At 59.4% G+C, this 16,440-nt stretch carries 16 protein-coding genes; 9 read left to right on the top strand and 7 right to left on the bottom strand.

Features of this window, described 5'->3' with window-relative positions; translation table 11 throughout:
• The first annotated feature begins 141 nt into the window (after positions 1-141).
• A complete protein-coding gene (locus ACR0NW_RS22625) occupies positions 142-1,494 on the top strand; it encodes an MmgE/PrpD family protein (protein ID WP_480452863.1) in 1,353 nt (450 codons plus the stop codon).
• A gap of 120 nt (positions 1,495-1,614) precedes the next feature.
• Here the strand turns inward: ACR0NW_RS22625 and ACR0NW_RS22620 are convergent, their stop codons facing one another.
• The 5 genes from ACR0NW_RS22620 to ACR0NW_RS22600 are packed head-to-tail and all read right to left on the bottom strand — an operon-like array spanning position 1,615 to position 6,226.
• Positions 1,615-3,774: a hypothetical protein gene (locus ACR0NW_RS22620; protein ID WP_480452865.1), complete on the bottom strand. Its 2,160-nt coding sequence runs from the start codon at positions 3,772-3,774 to the stop codon at positions 1,615-1,617.
• Positions 3,771-4,640 (bottom strand): flagellar motor stator protein MotA, encoded by an 870-nt coding sequence (motA, locus tag ACR0NW_RS22615; protein ID WP_480452866.1) that lies wholly within the window; start codon positions 4,638-4,640, stop codon positions 3,771-3,773. The genes ACR0NW_RS22620 and motA overlap by 4 nt, the downstream gene beginning before the upstream one ends.
• A gap of 42 nt (positions 4,641-4,682) precedes the next feature.
• A complete protein-coding gene (locus ACR0NW_RS22610; RefSeq protein WP_480452867.1) occupies positions 4,683-5,276 on the bottom strand; it encodes a MotE family protein in 594 nt (197 codons plus the stop codon).
• Positions 5,273-5,713: a hypothetical protein gene (locus ACR0NW_RS22605; protein WP_480452869.1), complete on the bottom strand. Its 441-nt coding sequence runs from the start codon at positions 5,711-5,713 to the stop codon at positions 5,273-5,275. Before ACR0NW_RS22605 ends, ACR0NW_RS22610 begins: the two co-directional genes overlap by 4 nt.
• A 9-nt stretch (positions 5,714-5,722) precedes the next feature.
• Positions 5,723-6,226: a flagellar basal body-associated FliL family protein gene (locus tag ACR0NW_RS22600; protein ID WP_480452871.1), complete on the bottom strand. Its 504-nt coding sequence runs from the start codon at positions 6,224-6,226 to the stop codon at positions 5,723-5,725.
• 118 nt (positions 6,227-6,344) lie between these two features.
• On the opposite strand from ACR0NW_RS22600, the gene fliF reads away from it, so the two are divergent.
• From fliF to fliP, 4 genes are read left to right on the top strand one after another with little or no spacing between them, the layout of a single operon-like run.
• Positions 6,345-7,949, top strand: a complete 1,605-nt coding sequence (gene fliF, locus ACR0NW_RS22595; protein ID WP_480452872.1) for a flagellar basal-body MS-ring/collar protein FliF — start codon at positions 6,345-6,347, stop codon at positions 7,947-7,949.
• Positions 7,949-8,545 (top strand): ABC transporter ATP-binding protein, encoded by a 597-nt coding sequence (locus ACR0NW_RS22590; RefSeq protein WP_480452874.1) that lies wholly within the window; start codon positions 7,949-7,951, stop codon positions 8,543-8,545. Before fliF ends, ACR0NW_RS22590 begins: the two co-directional genes overlap by 1 nt.
• The gene (locus tag ACR0NW_RS22585; protein ID WP_480452875.1) at positions 8,538-8,825 is read left to right on the top strand and encodes a FliM/FliN family flagellar motor switch protein; all 288 of its coding nucleotides are present in this window, start codon (positions 8,538-8,540) and stop codon (positions 8,823-8,825) included. Before ACR0NW_RS22590 ends, ACR0NW_RS22585 begins: the two co-directional genes overlap by 8 nt.
• Positions 8,825-9,550: a flagellar type III secretion system pore protein FliP gene (gene fliP, locus ACR0NW_RS22580; protein ID WP_480452877.1), complete on the top strand. Its 726-nt coding sequence runs from the start codon at positions 8,825-8,827 to the stop codon at positions 9,548-9,550. The genes ACR0NW_RS22585 and fliP overlap by 1 nt, the downstream gene beginning before the upstream one ends.
• Positions 9,551-9,590: 40 nt before the next feature.
• Here the strand turns inward: fliP and ACR0NW_RS22575 are convergent, their stop codons facing one another.
• Together ACR0NW_RS22575 and ACR0NW_RS22570 are read right to left on the bottom strand one after the other, a co-directional pair.
• The gene (locus ACR0NW_RS22575) at positions 9,591-10,937 is read right to left on the bottom strand and encodes an aminotransferase class III-fold pyridoxal phosphate-dependent enzyme (RefSeq protein ID WP_480452878.1); all 1,347 of its coding nucleotides are present in this window, start codon (positions 10,935-10,937) and stop codon (positions 9,591-9,593) included.
• The gene (locus ACR0NW_RS22570) at positions 10,934-11,743 is read right to left on the bottom strand and encodes an IclR family transcriptional regulator (protein WP_480452880.1); all 810 of its coding nucleotides are present in this window, start codon (positions 11,741-11,743) and stop codon (positions 10,934-10,936) included. The genes ACR0NW_RS22575 and ACR0NW_RS22570 overlap by 4 nt, the downstream gene beginning before the upstream one ends.
• Before the next feature lie 116 nt (positions 11,744-11,859).
• On the opposite strand from ACR0NW_RS22570, the gene ACR0NW_RS22565 reads away from it, so the two are divergent.
• From ACR0NW_RS22565 to ACR0NW_RS22550, 4 genes are all read left to right on the top strand, one after another.
• On the top strand, positions 11,860-12,804 hold the full coding sequence (locus tag ACR0NW_RS22565) for a tripartite tricarboxylate transporter substrate binding protein (protein WP_480452882.1): 945 nt from the start codon (positions 11,860-11,862) through the stop codon (positions 12,802-12,804).
• 65 nt (positions 12,805-12,869) lie between these two features.
• Positions 12,870-13,409 (top strand): tripartite tricarboxylate transporter TctB family protein, encoded by a 540-nt coding sequence (locus ACR0NW_RS22560; protein ID WP_480452883.1) that lies wholly within the window; start codon positions 12,870-12,872, stop codon positions 13,407-13,409.
• Between the two features lie 12 nt (positions 13,410-13,421).
• Positions 13,422-14,939: a tripartite tricarboxylate transporter permease gene (locus tag ACR0NW_RS22555; protein WP_480452885.1), complete on the top strand. Its 1,518-nt coding sequence runs from the start codon at positions 13,422-13,424 to the stop codon at positions 14,937-14,939.
• 5 nt (positions 14,940-14,944) lie between these two features.
• Entirely contained in the window at positions 14,945-16,429 is a 1,485-nt protein-coding gene (locus ACR0NW_RS22550; RefSeq protein WP_480452887.1) for an aldehyde dehydrogenase family protein, read from the top strand.
• Positions 16,430-16,440: the final 11 nt, after the last annotated feature.

Below are 16,440 nucleotides of genomic sequence, written 5' to 3'. Positions count from 1 at the left end.
GCAGGTGGCGCAGCCGGGCGATGAGGTCGAGATCTTTATTCTCGGCAAACCTCACAAGGCCAAAATCCTCGCCGAACCGCCATTCGACCCAAAAGGCCAAAGATTGCGGGATGTTAAGACATCAGTTCTGGAAGGTGTGAAATGACCGGAACTTTCGAGCGCGTGGCTGACTTTGCCCTGAAGCGCGGGGCGGATGAAATGCCGGAAAGCGCGCGCGAGGCGGCTGCGCTGATGGTGCTGGACACCCTCGGCATTCTGATCGCTTCCGGCCCGATGGAGGCCGGGGTGATCGCTCGCGATACCGCCGCACTGCTCTATGCCAGCACCGACCCCGCCTATAGCGCGCGGATGATGTTTGACGGGCGCCAGGTCAGCATGGCGGGCGCGGCTTATGCTGCCGCAACCCAGACAGACAATCTGGACGGGCATGATGGGTACAATCCGACCAAGGGGCATATAGGGGTGGTTGTGATACCGGCCCTTGCCGCACTGGCAGAACATTACCCCGATTTGTCCGGTCCTGATGCGCTGGCCGCAGTGATCACCGGATACGAAATCGCGGGACGGGCCGGCTTGGCCCTGCACGCCACCGTAAGCGATTACCACACATCCGGTGCTTGGAATGCGCTTGGCGTTGTTGCAATGGCCTCGCGTTTGCGCGGCCATTCACAGGAACAGATGCGGCAGGCCATGGGGATCGCGGAATACCACGGCCCGCGCAGCCAGATGATGCGTGAAATTGCCAACCCCACCATGCTGCATGACGGCTCTGGTTGGGGCGCGATGGTGGGTATGTCCGCCGCCATTCTCGCCGAACGTGGCTTTACCGGAGCACCGGCAATCACCATCGAAGAGGACCGAGCCGCGCCGTTCTGGCAAGACTTGGGACAGTTCTGGCAGATGGAGCATCAATACGTAAAACCCTATCCCATCTGCCGTTGGGCCCACGCCGCGATTGATGGGGCACGCGCGATCATGCTGGATAACAACCTAAGCCATGATCAGGCGCAAAACGTCCGGATCAGCAGTTTTCATCAGGCCGCGTGCCTGTACCCCGGCATGCCCGGAACGACCTCGCAGGCGCAATATTCGTTGCCCTTCGCCGTTGCCGTCCAGATGGTTTATGGCCGTATTGGCGTCGAACATATCTCTGGCGCTGGGTTGACCGACCCCACTGTTGCGCAAGTGATCAAGCGGATTGAGGTGGGTGAAAGTGACAAACACAATGCGCGGTTCCCACAAGGACGATGGGCGGATGTTCAGATCACAACAACGGATGGCCGCGTATTAGAGTCTGGTGACACCCACGCCCGCGGCGGTCCCGAGGCGCCCCTTAGCCAGACCGAAGTCGTAGAAAAATACATGGAGTTCGCAGCCCCCGCCATCGGAGAACGGCGTGCATCCGCCATTCGCGACGCCGTATTCAGCCTTACAAGGCCGGACAGCGCGTTTTCCGATCTGGCCGATCTGTTTTATGACGCGCCCAGTGCCTGAAGTGTTACACAAACCCCGAATAGGGGACGTATAGCACCCTTGGAATTGCTGCATTCATGCCGCATGGCCAATCGTCAGACAACAGACAGCGACGCGATTGAGCGCCTTGATCTGGTCACATCAGGAAAGGGCGTCAAGCATGTTTGCAATGACCTCTCTGGCCTGGCTGCTGTCCCGGAGGATATCTGTGGAACTCGACAACGGGGTTTCGGGTTGCCACCCTGCGGTATTGGACAGATAGTTGGTCATTGCAGCGATTGATCCGAATTTCCCGATACTCTTCCGCTCTGTATCGGGTACTGCCCCCGCAAGCCACCAGTAACGCTCTGCATCTTCCGATGCGCCCAGAACGTCCAGCAATTCAGCAGCCGCAGCAAAGTCTCCTGCTTGCGCTAAGGCTCTCGCGCGGAGGTGCAGGGAAGAATCGGATTCGTTTTCAGCAATTTCAAGCAAAGCCTGATGCGGCCTGTCTGACAACAATGCCGCCTTGGCCCGAATCTCTGCCCGGGCCGCGCGCATGGCCCTGTCCTGCGGTCGGTCTGAAAACGCAATCGCCCTTGCGGCGAACCCCAGAGAGACAAGGCGATCTGAAATTGCCGTGGCGGTTTCAACTGACAACGTATTCAGATCACCGCTGGTCATGTTGACTCCGTAGCGCAGAAAAGCGATGTCATCCGACCGTTCCACCAGTAGCATCATGGTTTGATCATGCGTCTTGTCCCACGCTGGCGCAGGCACATCCGGGCGAATTTTGCCAAGCTGCAATACGGCCTCATCAAATTCTTGATGTAGCGCCAGTGCCAGAACATGGCTCATTCTGACCGCAGGGCCGATTTCCGAGCGTCGGAATTGCAGGGCATATGCTGAGATCAGATCAAGCTCGGCCGCAGAAACCGCGCCGCGTTCTGTTAGCCGTTTTTCGATCAACCTGACCATTGCAAGCGGAGCCTCGAGCTCTGCTGCAGGTTCTGCAATGACTTCTAGCAGGATCGATTCTTCCTGTGCCGGGTTGCCTTCGATGGCGGCAATACTTGCCTTGGCCAACCCGTATTCCGGTTCATTGTGGTCCTCGATCCGATCGACAAAGCGCAAAATCCGCCTCGCCGCTTCAGGCTTGTTTGCATCAAGCAGAATATCCGACAAGACACTTCCGTAATGGCGTCGCAGATGATCCGGCAGCCGCGCGAACGCTCTTTCGATTTCGCCGCTGCCGCTGCCCTTTTCAAGGCTCCGGTCGGTCAATACGGCCCAAAGCGCGGAATCCCCAAAGCATCCCTGCAGGCCAGAGAAAGGATTGTCGCGCTGTTGAGGGCCATTTTCCGCAGCCAATGCGATGGCCAGAATACGCGAGGTTTCATCGGTCGGATTATCAATCAGCGCAACAAGTTGACCCGCCTCGAAGCCAAAGCCGAAATATGCATAAAGCTTTGCAAGCCTGATGGCGTTGTCTTCGTTCAGCCGATCGAATTCCTGATATAAACCGCCGCGCAAATTCGCCACCTGATCGGAAAAAGACTCCTCGCCTCCCCAGCTTTCGAAGTTGAGTTCGTGATTGGTAATGCAGTTTAGCACAGACCCTAATAAGGGAATTTCTATATCCGGGCGCCCAATTCTTTCATCAAAGACTGAGCTGATCGACATATTGAAAGGCACGGGATCGGTTAAAAGGTTCGGGGCCGGTTCGAGCGTTGACGTACGTCTTGGCCCGACTGCGGCAAGCTTGAGGTCGATGGCCTGCCTGTCGGCCCCCTGCAGAAATCGGGACATCAATCGATGTTCAATACGTTGTTCCGAAAGCTCATGCAGGGGAGGCAGGATATCCTGTCCGGGTATCCATTCGATCTGGTCCGTATCTAAGTTAGGGGTCGGGCTTTGTCCCAGGTCGGACTGGGCATGCTCGGGTAATTCGGTGATCTCGGGTTCGCCGGAGGATATGTCGACCACGATCATCGTGTCGTCGTGAAGAAAAGCCCGGGCTACGCACGCACAGCCAAATTCCATTTCCAGACCGCCACCGGGCCGTTTTTGGCCGAGCGACAACAAGCGCCCATCTGACAGACGCTGGAAAACGCCCTGGGTTGCAAACGTCACGTCCGTTATGTTCACGGATAAGGTCGCACCCTGCGCGTGGGCAGCAAGCGACCAACCGGTTCCGTTGGGCACCGTTATCACAAGTCGGGTGAACGACCCGTGCTCACCCGACCGGACGGTGAGTTCCCTAGCCGCCAACGGCCCAACAACCGATACCCAAACGACAAACGCAAGAAATACCCGGATCATGCTGCCGCCTGCTTCAACCCCTTGAGCGCATCCTCAAGTTCGGAGAATTTGGGCCGATTGTGCGACGGGGTGTTCTGACGACCAACCTCGATGCACATGGCAGGGTTGTGATTGTGAAGGTTGGCAACCAAGACCTCTTTGATCAGTTGATAGAAGTGGCTGTCCTCTTCAACGACGGCCTTCAGCTTGCCCGCGAACGGCCCCACCAGCCCGTAGGCCAGAAAGACGCCCAGAAATGTTCCCACCAACGCACCACCGATCAGCTTTCCCAGAATCTCGGGCGGCTGATCAATGGAGCCCATCGTTTTGATGACCCCCAATACCGCCGCAACAATCCCCAGCGCAGGCAAACCGTCCGCCATTGTCTGCAGCGCATGACTGGAATGCATGGCGTGATGGAAATTGGCCTCCATGCGCTTTTCAAGCACTTCCTCGACCTGATGCGGGTCATCATAGTTCATCGAGGCTGATCGCATCGTGTCACAAATCAGATCAACCACCTCACGGTCAGATTGAATTCTGGGATAGTCGGAAAACAGGCTGGAGTTGTCAGGGTCTTCGATATGCTGCTCTACTTCGACCGGGTTGGCGCGGGCGATCCGGATCAGGGAAAACAGCAGACACAGCAGATCCCGATAGTCGTCAGGCTTCCATTTCGGGCCTTTGAAAACTTTTCCAACGTCTTTGAGCGTATGTTTGATACCGCCTATGTCGTTGCTGATCAGAAAGGCGCCGACAGCAGCGCCGCCGATCATCATAATCTCGTACGGCAGAGATTTCATAATGATGGTCATCTTGCCACCGGCAGCCAAATATCCGCCGAAAACCATGGCGAAGATGACGACAATCCCGACAATACCGATCATGTTCTCTCTCCAGCGAAGTGTATGTTCGTGTTCCCGGTCATGCTAGTTTCTGGGGGCCGAAGCATTGCGCCCGGCAAGCACGACACTGATGGTGTAAGCCGCCTGCGGGCTGAGCCCGGCCATGACGCCAGCCGCCGCGTCGGGCGGCATGCGGGCAAGAAACCCGGCGGCGAAAACCGGATCCATTTCCTCGAAAAGGGCGGAGGCGTCCTTGGGCTTCATGTTCTGATAGACATCCGTCAGACGGGCCAAATCGTCTTCGGCCGCCTCGTCTGCCAGCGCGAGTGTCGCGCGCAGCGACTCTTCGGCGTGTTTCAGGGCAGCGAGCCGGGTTTCAATGGCCTTGTCCGCGATTTGCAGTGCTTTTTCACGGTCCTGAAACTCCGCTTCGCGCCGTTTCAGCGCATCTTCACGACGCAACAGCTCCTGCAACAGAACCTGCATATCCTCGGCGGGTGTTTTCATCCGGGCGGAGTCGGGCTTGTTTTCGGGCTGCGCCTCCAACTCGCGGGCCAGCGCCGGGCCAGCCTCTAACCCCAGACGAATTACGGCAGAGCCGATCATCAGAACGGATATCAGGAACAAAACGCCGCCTCGCGGTCTTGATCCATCCCCGGTCGGGCGTTTCCGGATCATTGATTTGCCTCGACCTGCTCGCGCTCATGCCGGAAAAACATCAACCCGCCCGGTGTGGCCCGAGGATGAGAGTCTGCGCCCGAGACGCCGTTGTTCTCTGGTCCCGGTTTCGCCGTTTCAGGGTCTACGGAGGGTGTTTCCAGCGGATCATCGGGAATCACGTCATGCATCGACGCCATCATCAGCTCCAGCCGTTGCGCGACTGATTCTCCACGTTGCGTCAGCTCCTCCAGCGCCTCCCCCGACCGGTCCGCTGCTGTTCGGGCCGACTCTAGAGATTTCCTGAGTTCTTCGACCTGAGACGACAAAACGGCCACCGCACCGCCGACACCCTGTTCCAGATTGGTGAACCGTTTCAGGCGCCGCGCCAGAACAAAGCAGTAAAGGCCCGCCCCAAACGCGCCCGCAGCAAGAAGAATATCCGCGATCAGCTCCACCTTCGCCTCCTAGTTCAGTACAAATTCCATCACCAGCACATCGCGCACGCGGCCTTCGCCCATGACGATGTTGATGCGCCGCAGCAGGTGGCCGCGCATCCGCGCCAGTGCCAGAGGGTCTTGCAGGTCCGTAACCTCGATAGCCCTCAGGTATCCGTTGAGCACATCCATGATTCGGGGCCGCATCTTTTCGACATCGGCGGCGTATTCGGGGTTTGCCTCCAGCTGGGCGTGAAACTTGAGATGCCTTGAATTGCCCGCGTTCAGGGACACGATCACCGGAGGCAGATCCACGAACACGACATCAGGCAGACCCTTCGCCCCGGGTTTTTCCATACTGTCGCCACCCTTGGCCTCCTGCGCCCCGACGTCCCCGCCAATGGGCAAAAAGCCCGCATTGGTCAGGGCGAATCCGCCCGCTGCCCCGGCCACGGCCAGCACCACGCCTATGATCAGCCCTTTTTTTCCCGGTTTTTCGGTGGGAGCAGCCTCATCAGCTGTCGCGTCGGTCATGGCACCCTCATCTGTCTGTTCGGGTTAGTCATAACCCCGCAGGGACTAACCGATTGTTAAGGGCAATCGTTCAAACAGAGGACGCGCCGCACAGAATGTCGGCGGGACGGAGGTGAACGTGCAGCAGATCGGAACGGTCTGGACCGGGTTGAACAGACGCAAACAGATCATTGTTGTGGCAGTAGTGATTGTTGTCTTTCTGAGTGTTCTGGCCATGTCGCGGCTTGCGGTCAGGCCCTCGATGACCCTGCTCTATTCCGGTCTGGACAGCGGTGCGGCCGGTGACGTCGTGGGTGCGCTCGACCAGCGCGGCGTACGGTATGAAGTGCGCGGGGGGGCTATCTACGTTCCCGATTCGCAACGCGATGAATTGCGACTGACACTGGCCAGCGAGGGATTGCCCGCAAATGGCAGCGGTGGCTACGAGCTGCTCGAATCGCTCAATGGTTTCGGCACCACTTCGCAGATGTTCGATGCCGCCTATTGGCGCGCGAAAGAAGGCGAACTGGCACGCACGATTGTTGGCAGCCCCCATGTCAGCCAGGCGCGGGTTCACATCGCGACCGGGTCGAACAACCCGTTCCGGCGCGAGGTTGAGCCGACGGCGTCGGTCTATCTCGTGGCGTCCGGCGCGCAGGTTACGCCGGCGCAGGCCAAAGCCGTCCGGTTTCTGGTCGCCTCTGCCGTCAGCGGGCTGACCCCGGAGAACGTCGCGGTGATCGATTCCGGTGGCAATGTAATCGGATTGCAGGAAATCGCATCCTCGGCAGATGCTGCCAATGACCGGGCGCAGCAGATCCGCGAACGGGTGATGCGCCTGATTGAGGCGCGCGTTGGCCCCGGCAACGCGGTGGTCGAGGTGAGCGTGGATACGGTGACCGAAACCGAGTCGATTCGCGAGCGGCGCATCGACCCAAACGGTCGTGTCGCGATCAGTACCGATGTCGAGGAAAGTTCGGACAATTCCAGAAACCGCTCGCAGGAAGTCACCGTGGCGTCGAACCTGCCGGACGGCGATGGGGCGGGTGGCGGCGAATCCAACTCGACCACCAGTCAAACACGCGAGCGTGTGAACTATGAGGTGTCGGAGACCGAGTTGGAAGTCCACCGCGCGCCCGGTGCCATCAAGCGGTTGACCGTGGCCGTTCTGGTGGGAGGGGCGCGGGTCATTGACCCTTCCGGGACCGAGGTATTCGAGCCTATGCCCCAGCAGGAGCTTGACGCATTGGGTGAACTGGTCGCGTCTGCCGTCGGATTCGATGCCGAACGGGGGGATAAGATAACCCTGAAATCGCTTGATCTGCCCGCGTTCGAGCCGCAGGGAACCCTGGCTGCCGCTTCGATCTGGCAAAAGGTGCATCTTGACGCGATGTCTCTGATCCAGATGGCAGTGTTGGCTGTTGTCTCGTTGCTTTTGGGGCTGTTCGTCATCCGCCCGATTCTGACCGGGGTACCTGGATCGCCGCCCCTACTTGCATCCGGTACGGAGGATGGAGGCCGGGATGCCGACAGGCTGGCACTGACCGGCGAAATCTCTGACGATACCTCTGCCGAGGTTACTTCCCTGCCATCCGCTACCGACGACCGGCCCGCTGTGCCCGCGCTTGCCGGAAACCGGAGTGACGATGCTGTTGACCGGCTGAGGAGCATGATTGGCGACAAGCAGGAAGAGACCGTCGAAATTCTGCGCAGCTGGCTTGAAGAAAGCGAAGAGAGAGCCTGATGCCCATTTCCCACTTGCTCGAGGACTTTTCGGCACAGGCCAATACCGATGCCGTGCATTTGCTGGCGGATGAGGCGCTTGAGGAATTGCGGCTGGAGGCATTCGAGCGTGGATACGGCGCCGGTTGGGAAGATGCCGCTGCCACACAGGAAAAAAACCGTGCCGTCTTTACCGAGGAACTGTCAAAATCCATCGCGGATGCCTCTTTCACCTATCACGAAGCCCTGGCGCGAATGTCCCGATCTCTGGAACCGATGTTTCAGAGTCTAATTCAGGCAGTTCTGCCCGAAACGCTGGAGCGTGGCCTTGCTCAGCGCATATCGGATCAATTGTGTGACATGGCCCGCGAACAGGTGGCGCAGCCGGTTTCCCTCTGTGTGCCCATCGGTTTTGCGGACGAGATCCGGCCGCTACTGACGCACGATTTGCCTATGCCGGTCACAGTGACCGAAAGTGAGGCGCTGTCGTGGGGGCAGGCGCGATTGCAGGTTGGCATAGCCGAACGCGAGGTGGACTGCTCGGCCCTTCTGGCGTCAATCGGGCAAGCGTTTGACGCATATATTTTCGAAGCAAAAAAGGCGTTGGCAAATGAATGATGCAGTGAACCGGAAACTGGAAAAACCCGGCCCCTTCGACGCGGTCCCGATCGAGGTCACGGTGTCCGTGGGCCGCGCTCGACCGCTGATCCGCGATCTTCTGAATCTGGGGGAAAACGCGGTTCTGCCTCTGGACAAGCGGATCGAAGACCCGGTGGACCTCTATGTCGGTGATCAGCTTGTCGCGCGCGGCCTTCTGGAAGAGCTTGGGGGCGACCAGCCCGGACAGCTTGCCGTGCGGTTGACCGAAATCTCGGATCTGCAAAACGGAATCGGGTGATGCGAACCCTTTTCTGGGTGGCGGTGCTGTTGTTTCTGCCCTCCGTTGCCGTCGCGCAGGATATGACGCTTTCACTGGGCGAGGGCGGGTCGTTGTCGGCCAGAACGATTCAGCTGATCCTGCTGATAACCGTTCTGAGTCTTGCGCCCGGCTTGGCGATCATGATCACCTGTTTTCCCTTTTTAGTGACTGTTCTTGCCATTTTGCGGCAGGGAATAGGGTTGCAGCAGTCGCCGCCAAACATGCTGATCGTCAGCCTGGCGCTGTTTCTAACCTATTTCATCATGGAACCTGTATTTTCCGAAGCCTGGACGTCGGGCATCAGGCCCCTGATGGATGAAACGCTGGAGATTGAGCCGGCGCTGGAACGCGCCATGGTTCCGTTCCGGACTTTCATGGCGGCGCGACTTGATCCCGATACCTTTTATTCGATGGCGGCCCTGCGCCCCGGAGGTGACGCCATGGAGCTGTCTCCGGACGCTCCGTTTTCGGTTCTGGTGCCGTCTTTCATGTTGTCGGAAATCGCGCGCGCCTTTCAGATCGGTTTTCTGATCTTTCTGCCGTTTCTGATCATCGACCTTGTGGTGGCCGCCGTTCTGATGTCGATGGGGATGATGATGGTGCCACCGGCTACGGTTTCGTTACCGTTCAAGCTGGCCTTTTTCGTCATCGCGGACGGATGGGCGCTGATTGCCGGGGCGCTGGTGCGCAGCTATGGGCCGTGATGCGCCGCAACTCTCATCGCGGCGCAGCGGGGTCGAGGAATTAAAGTGCGGAAAAACCCGCATCCAGCGCCGCCAGAATGTCCTGCACATCGGTTTCCGTCAGAACCAGCGGAGGCGACATGATCAGGTTTGGCCCGGATACGCGAACCATCACGCCGTTCTGATAGGCCACATCCTGCACTTTGACGGGGGTTGGTTTGTCGATCGGGACCTTGGTGGCCCGGTCGCTGACCATTTCGATGGCGGTCATCAGCCCATGCCCGCCGCGTACGTCACCGATGATGTTGTGCTTGTCCATCAGCGCCTTGCACCCCTCAAACAACTGCGCCCCGCGCGTAGCCGCATTTTCGACCACGTTCAGTCGTTCCGTTTCGGCCAGGCAGGCCAATGCCGCCGCGGCACCGACCGGGTGACCTGAATAGGTATAGCCATGGCCGATGGCGGCACCGGCATTGCCTTCGAAGGCCTCGATCATCCGGTCGCCGATCATTACCGCACCGAATGGGAAATAGCCGTTGGTGATGGCCTTGGCCGTGCACATCATATCCGGTTGAACACCCCAAAGACGTGCGCCCGACCATGCGCCGGTGCGGCCATAGGCGGTGATGACCTCATCCGAGATCAGCAGAATGCCGTGTCGGTCACAGATCTCGCGCACCATCGGCATAAAGCTTTCATGCGGAGGGATGACGCCGCCTGCACCCAGAATCGGCTCCATGATGAATGCGGCGATGGTGGACGCCCCCTGAAACGCAATTTCATCCTCAAGCGCGGCGGCACATAACTGTGCCAGCTTTGCCGGATCGGTTTCGTTGAACGGATTGCGATAAGTGTAAGGCGCGGGAATGTGATAGCAGCCCGGCATCAGCGGTTCATAGGCTGTTCGGAAATTTGCGTTTCCGTTCACACTGGCCCCGCCGAAATGGGTGCCGTGATACCCTTTCTTCAGGCTCATGAACTTGACGCGCCCGGGCTCGCCCCTCAGTTTGTGATACTGCCGCGCAAGCCGCAGCGAGGTTTCCACGCTGTCCGACCCGCCCGAGGTGAAAAAGGCCCGGCTCAGCCCGTCAGGTGCAAAAAACCGCGCCAGTTCATAGGAAAGCTCGATCACCGCGTCATTCGACGTGCCCCGGAAGGTCGAGTAATAGGGCAATTGGTCCAGTTGCCCGGAAATCGCCTGCTTCACCGGATCGCAGGAATAGCCCAGATTGACGTTCCACAGCCCGCCGACGGCATCAATGGCCTCGTGCCCGTCAATGTCACGGATGCGAACGCCCTGACCGCCGGTGATGATCTTGGGCGGGTTCACCCGGCTGTCTTCCGGAGACGTCATCGGATGCCACAGGTGGCGCGCGTTGTTTTCCCTTAGAAAGTTTGAATCCTTCATGGCGCAGGTTCCTTGATGGGTAATGAGGCGAGGGTTTCCGTCCACAGGGCATCCACTGCCGCGGGAACGATGCCGCCCCAGTTTCTGGTGATTTGGCGGCCAGCTTTGATCAGGCTGGCGCGATTGATGGCTTCCTGTTCCGGCGTCATGCGGGTCGAGACGCTGGCCACCGCAACTGCTCCGGCCAGCAGACCGGTTTGATCGAAAACCGGGACGGCCATGCCGTGAACCCCGGCTTCGTATCCGCTGCTGGATACGCTGATCCCTGTTTCCCGCGCCTGGGTGACAGAACGGTCCAGATCCTCAGCGGTCGTGGGCGTGAAGTCGGTGAACCGGCTCATGTCGGCAAGTGCCGCCTTGCGCAGTTCGGCCCCACCGTAGGCAAGTGCCGTGATCCCCGATGCGGTGGCATGAAGCGGCAGGATCGTTACGTCGATCACTACGCGGGTGCTGTGCTTTGCCGATTCGTGCACGGCCAGAGAATGCAGCGTTGTGCCGGACAGAACCGAGGCATGGGCGCTTTCGCCGGTACGCTCTGCCAGCTCTGCCAGCGGTTGCAGCACGCCATCTTTTCGCGGCACGGTGGCCTCGCGCAGTTCTGCCAAACGCAGAACTGCCGGGCCGATCCGATAGGCCTTGTTGGTGGGATTTTTCTCAACCAATCCAACGGATTCAAGAGCCGTCAGGTAACGATAGGTCGTGGCCTTGTCATGACGCGACAGGCGGCGGAATTCGGACAGTCCGATCTCGGGGCGCAAAGGGGAAAAGTGGCCCAGCAGCCCGATTGCCTTTTCGATTACCGACATCGCCTTTTGTCGCCCTCCATGTGGTTCTTTCAAAAAAGATTGACAGAAGAAACTTCACAACGCAATATATTTTTCGAACCATCGGTTTAAATAATGAACCAATTAGGGAGGAAGGCATGAAGAAACTGGGATTCGCATTGGGTTCCGCCGCGCTGGCGGCAACGGCAATGGCCACGGGGGCGGCCGCTGAATATCCGGAAAAACCGGTCGAGTTCGTGGTTCCGTGGCCACCGGGCGATCTTGAGGATGTCCTGACCCGGATGATCGCCGAGGATTTTCAGGCCAAATATGGTGTGGCCGCAGCCGTAGTGAACAAACCTGGCGGCGGTGGTGGCCCCTTCCCGGGCGCGGTCGAGGTAGCGAATGCCCCGGCTGATGGTTACACCGTCGGGTCGTTCATCATCGCAGTTCCGACAGTCGGCCCTCAGATCGGTATTCCCGAGCTGAACCCGGACCCGTTCGAGCCTTTGGGGAACTTCCTGACCTATCCGTTCGTCATAGCTACATCGGGCGACGCACCCTATGACGACATGGCCGGTTTGGCCGAATACGCCAAGGAAAATGATGTGGCTCTGGGTCACTTTGGTGCGCCGCTTGTGCCTACCCGTGTCACGCTCGCGTTGGCCGAGGAAATGGGATTCAACTATGCCTCTGACGCGCCGTTTGACGCGCTGGACTGTAATACGCTGGCATCGGGCGATGTGGACGTGATCAACACCACGCTACAGCTGATCCTGCCCTGTCTGGATGACGTCAAAGTGCTGGCCTCGATCGGGGCCGAGCGGATATCGCTGACGCCGGATGCGCCCACTGTGGCCGAACTGGCCCCGGACCTGAATGTCTCGCTATGGAATGGACTGTTCGTGCACAAGGACACCCCGCAGGAAGCGCGCGACAAGATCATCGAAGTGGCGAAAGAAACGGTTCTGTCGGATCGCGCACAGCAGATCGCGGCAGAGACCGGGGCGCTGATCTATTGGCAGGATGCCGATGCGGTCAAAACCCAGATCAGCAACGACATCGAAACTCTGGGTCATATCGGCGAGATGCTGGGTAACTGATCCGCGATACATGCCCGGGCGCCCGGTACGGGCGCCCCTTTCCATTTGCCGAAAGGCCATCTGACATGTCACGCGTCAAGACATTACAGGCTCTGTTCAAGCGATACAGACGTCCGGGCGACATCGTGTTCGCCTGGGTCTTTCTGGCCTTTGCCCTGTTCTTGCTGTTTCACCTGACCTCGCAGACCCAATTCAAGCCGGGCGGCAAGTTCTTTGCCCAGCCGAGATTCTGGCCAGCGGTTGCCTTATTCGGCATGGCCGTCTTTGCGGCGCTGCACCTGATCGGTTCTGCCCTGTCGGAACGGATCGAAGGGCGCTGGCAAGAGGTCTGGTTATGGGTCAGGTCGGTGGAATACGCAGGCTGGTTCATCGCCTATGCCGCTGTGGTTCCGATCATCGGCTATCTGCCTGCCACGGTTCTGGCTGCACTGCTGCTGACGGTCCGGGCCGGTTACGGCAATCGTGTGATACTCACCGCGGCATTCGTGTCGGCTATCGCCATTGTCGTGCTGTTCAAAAGCTTTCTGCAGGTCAAGCTGCCCGCCGGGCAGGTATATGAATACCTGCCCGATGGTTTGCGGCAGATCATGCTGACCTATTTCTGACGGGGACCTGTCATGGAAAACCTTCTTGCCGGTGTCGAACTGCTTGCCCGTTGGGATGTGGGTCTGGCCCTGCTGATCGGCTCTGTTGGTGGTGTGATCATTGGTGCCATTCCCGGCGTCGGCCCTGCAGTCGCCATCGCCATCCTGCTGCCCGCCACCTTTTCGCTGGAACCCATTGTGGGCCTAACCATGCTGTTGGGCATCTATGGCTCGTCCATGTATGGCGGGGCGCTACCGGCGGTTCTGATCAACACCCCCGGAACGGCGGTCAACGCTCTGACTTCGTATGACGGCTATCCCATGACCAAAAAGGGCCAGGCGCTCAGGGCGGTTTCGCTTGCCTATTTCGCGTCCTTCTGGGGCGGATTGTTCGGTATCATCTGCCTGATCCTGTTGTCGCCGGTTCTGGCTATCATCGCGCCGATGTTCGGCAGTCGAGAGATTTTTCTGGCTGCCCTGCTTGGGATCATCCTCGTCATCCTTGCCCATCGGGGCCAGATACTAGCCGCCGGAATGCTGGCGATGTTCGGCATCTTCCTGCAGACCATCGGGCTGGATGCCGTCACCTATACCAAACGCTTTACCTTCGACATGACCTGGCTCAGCTCGGGCGTGAACCTGATCGTGGTTGTTCTGGGCCTCTTTGCGCTCAGCCAGGCGTTCATGCTGCTGACCAGCCCGGATGAAAGGCCGCATCCGCAGTCGGTCAAGGGCCGTCCCATTCTCGGGCTTAGGGAGCTGTTCCGTCACAAACGCGTCGCCACCGCCGCGTCCGGGTTTGGCGTGATGATGGGCATGATCCCCGGCGTCGGCGAATTCACCGCGCAATTCATGAGCTATACCTATGCGCAGCGCACCTCGAAAGACCCTGATCAGTTCGGCAAAGGCTCGCCCGAGGGTCTGATCGCCTCTGAGGCCGCGAACAACGCGGTACCTGCCGCCGCCATGGTTCCCCTGCTGGCGCTGGGCATTCCGGGCGAGGCTTTGACCGCGATGATGTTGTCGGTTTTCTACGTTCACAACGTCATTCCCGGTCCGCAACTGTTCCAGAACAACATTGATCTTGTCTATGCGCTCTACGTTGCGCTGATCGTTCTGAACGTCATCGTCATTGCGTTCCTGATGGTGTCGACCAACCTGCTGACCCGGATCATCCAGATCCCGACGCGCTTTCTGGGCGTGCTGATCCTGATCCTGTCTTTTGTCGGGGTCTACTCTCTGCGGAACTCGTTGACCGATTGCATGATGGCCGCCGGGTTCGGGGTGCTGGGCCTGATCCTCAAACGTTTGAACCTGCCCATCGTGCCGATCATTCTTGGCATGGTTCTGGGTGGCATCATGGAGGTCAAGCTGCGTTCGGCCATGGCGCGCGTGAAGACCCCGTTCGACATGATCGACCGCCCGTTGGCATTCATCATCTTTCTCACCATCCTGCTGGTCATCGCCCTGCACATTCGCACCCTGATCAAGGAACACCGCGCGCGCGAGCCCGAGGCAGATCACGACCTGCACGACACCCAACAAAGGTAAACCCGATGGATCAGCAACGCATTGATCTCCTCCGCTCCGAACCTGTCGCGGCGCAGCAGCACCTGATTGACGGGGCAAGCGCGCTCGCATCGGATGGCGGCGTGCTGAAGGTTCTGTCGCCTATCGACGGCCAGCCTCTGACCACGATCGCGCGCGGCACCGCCGCTGATGTGGACCGCGCCGTTGCGGCAGCGCGCGCCGCATTCGCGGACCGGCGCTGGGCGGGTCAGCCGCCTGCCGCCCGCAAAAAGGTCCTTCTGAAATGGGCCGAACTGATCGAAGCTGAGGCACTGTCCCTCGCCGTGCTTGGTGTTCGCGACAACGGGACCGAGATCAACATGGCCTTGAAGGCCGAGCCTCTCTCGGCGGCGGGTACCTTGCGCTATTATGCCGAAGCCATCGACAAGGTGTATGGCGAAATCGCCCCGACCGCCTCGGATGTTCTGGGCCTTGTGCACAAGGAACCCGTCGGCGTGGTTGGTGCCATCCTGCCATGGAATTTCCCGCTGATGATCGGCGCTTGGAAGCTGGGTCCGGCGCTGGCGGCGGGCAATTCTGTGGTGCTGAAGCCCGCTGAAACCGCCTCGCTTTCCCTGATCCGCATGGCCGAACTGGCGCTTGAGGCCGGCTTACCGCCCGGTGTTCTTAATGTCGTGACTGGCGAAGGCGCGGTGGTGGGCGAGGCGATGGGCCTTTCCATGGGAATTGACGTACTTGTTTTTACCGGCTCCGGTCCCGTGGGGCGCAAGCTGCTTGAATATTCGGCACGATCCAATCTGAAACGGGTCTATCTGGAACTGGGCGGCAAGTCGCCCAACATCGTCTTCTCCGATGTGCCCGATCTGAATGAGGCGGCAAAAGTTGCCGCCATGGGCATCTTTCGCAATTCCGGTCAGGTCTGTGTGGCGGGTTCGCGCCTGCTGGTCGAACGTTCCATTCACGACGATTTTGTCGCGGCCGTCAGCAAACATGCCGAGGCCTTGCGCGTCGGTGACCCCCTGCATCTGAACAACGACATCGGCGCGGTCAACTCTGACCGCCAGCTCGCCCAGAACCTGCAGTTCGTCGAAACCGCCATTGCCGAGGGCGGCATTCTCACCACCGGTGGCACCCGCATTCTGTCGGAAACCGGTGGTTATTATATGTCCCCGACAGTCGTCACCAATGTCGAGGTCAACGCAACGCTGGCGCAGAAAGAGGTGTTCGGGCCGGTTCTGGCCGTCACCTCCTTTGCGGATGAAGACGAGGCCATCCGGATTGCCAACAGCACCGATTACGGGCTGGCGGGGGGTGTCTGGACATCCAGCCTGTCGCGCACGCACCGGATGATCCGCGCGGTAAGAACCGGGGTGGTTCACGTCAACACCTATGGCGGCGCGGACGGCACTGTGCCTCTGGGCGGGGTCGGTCAGTCCGGCAACGGACATGACAAATCCCTGCACGCGCTGGATAAATACCTCGACCTGAAAACCGCCTGGATCAAACTGTAACCGCCAATCCC

Source organism: Ruegeria sp. CF5 (genome assembly GCF_056537325.1).
Note: the sequence above shows the minus strand (reverse complement) of the source record. Positions and strands in the feature narration are given on the sequence as shown.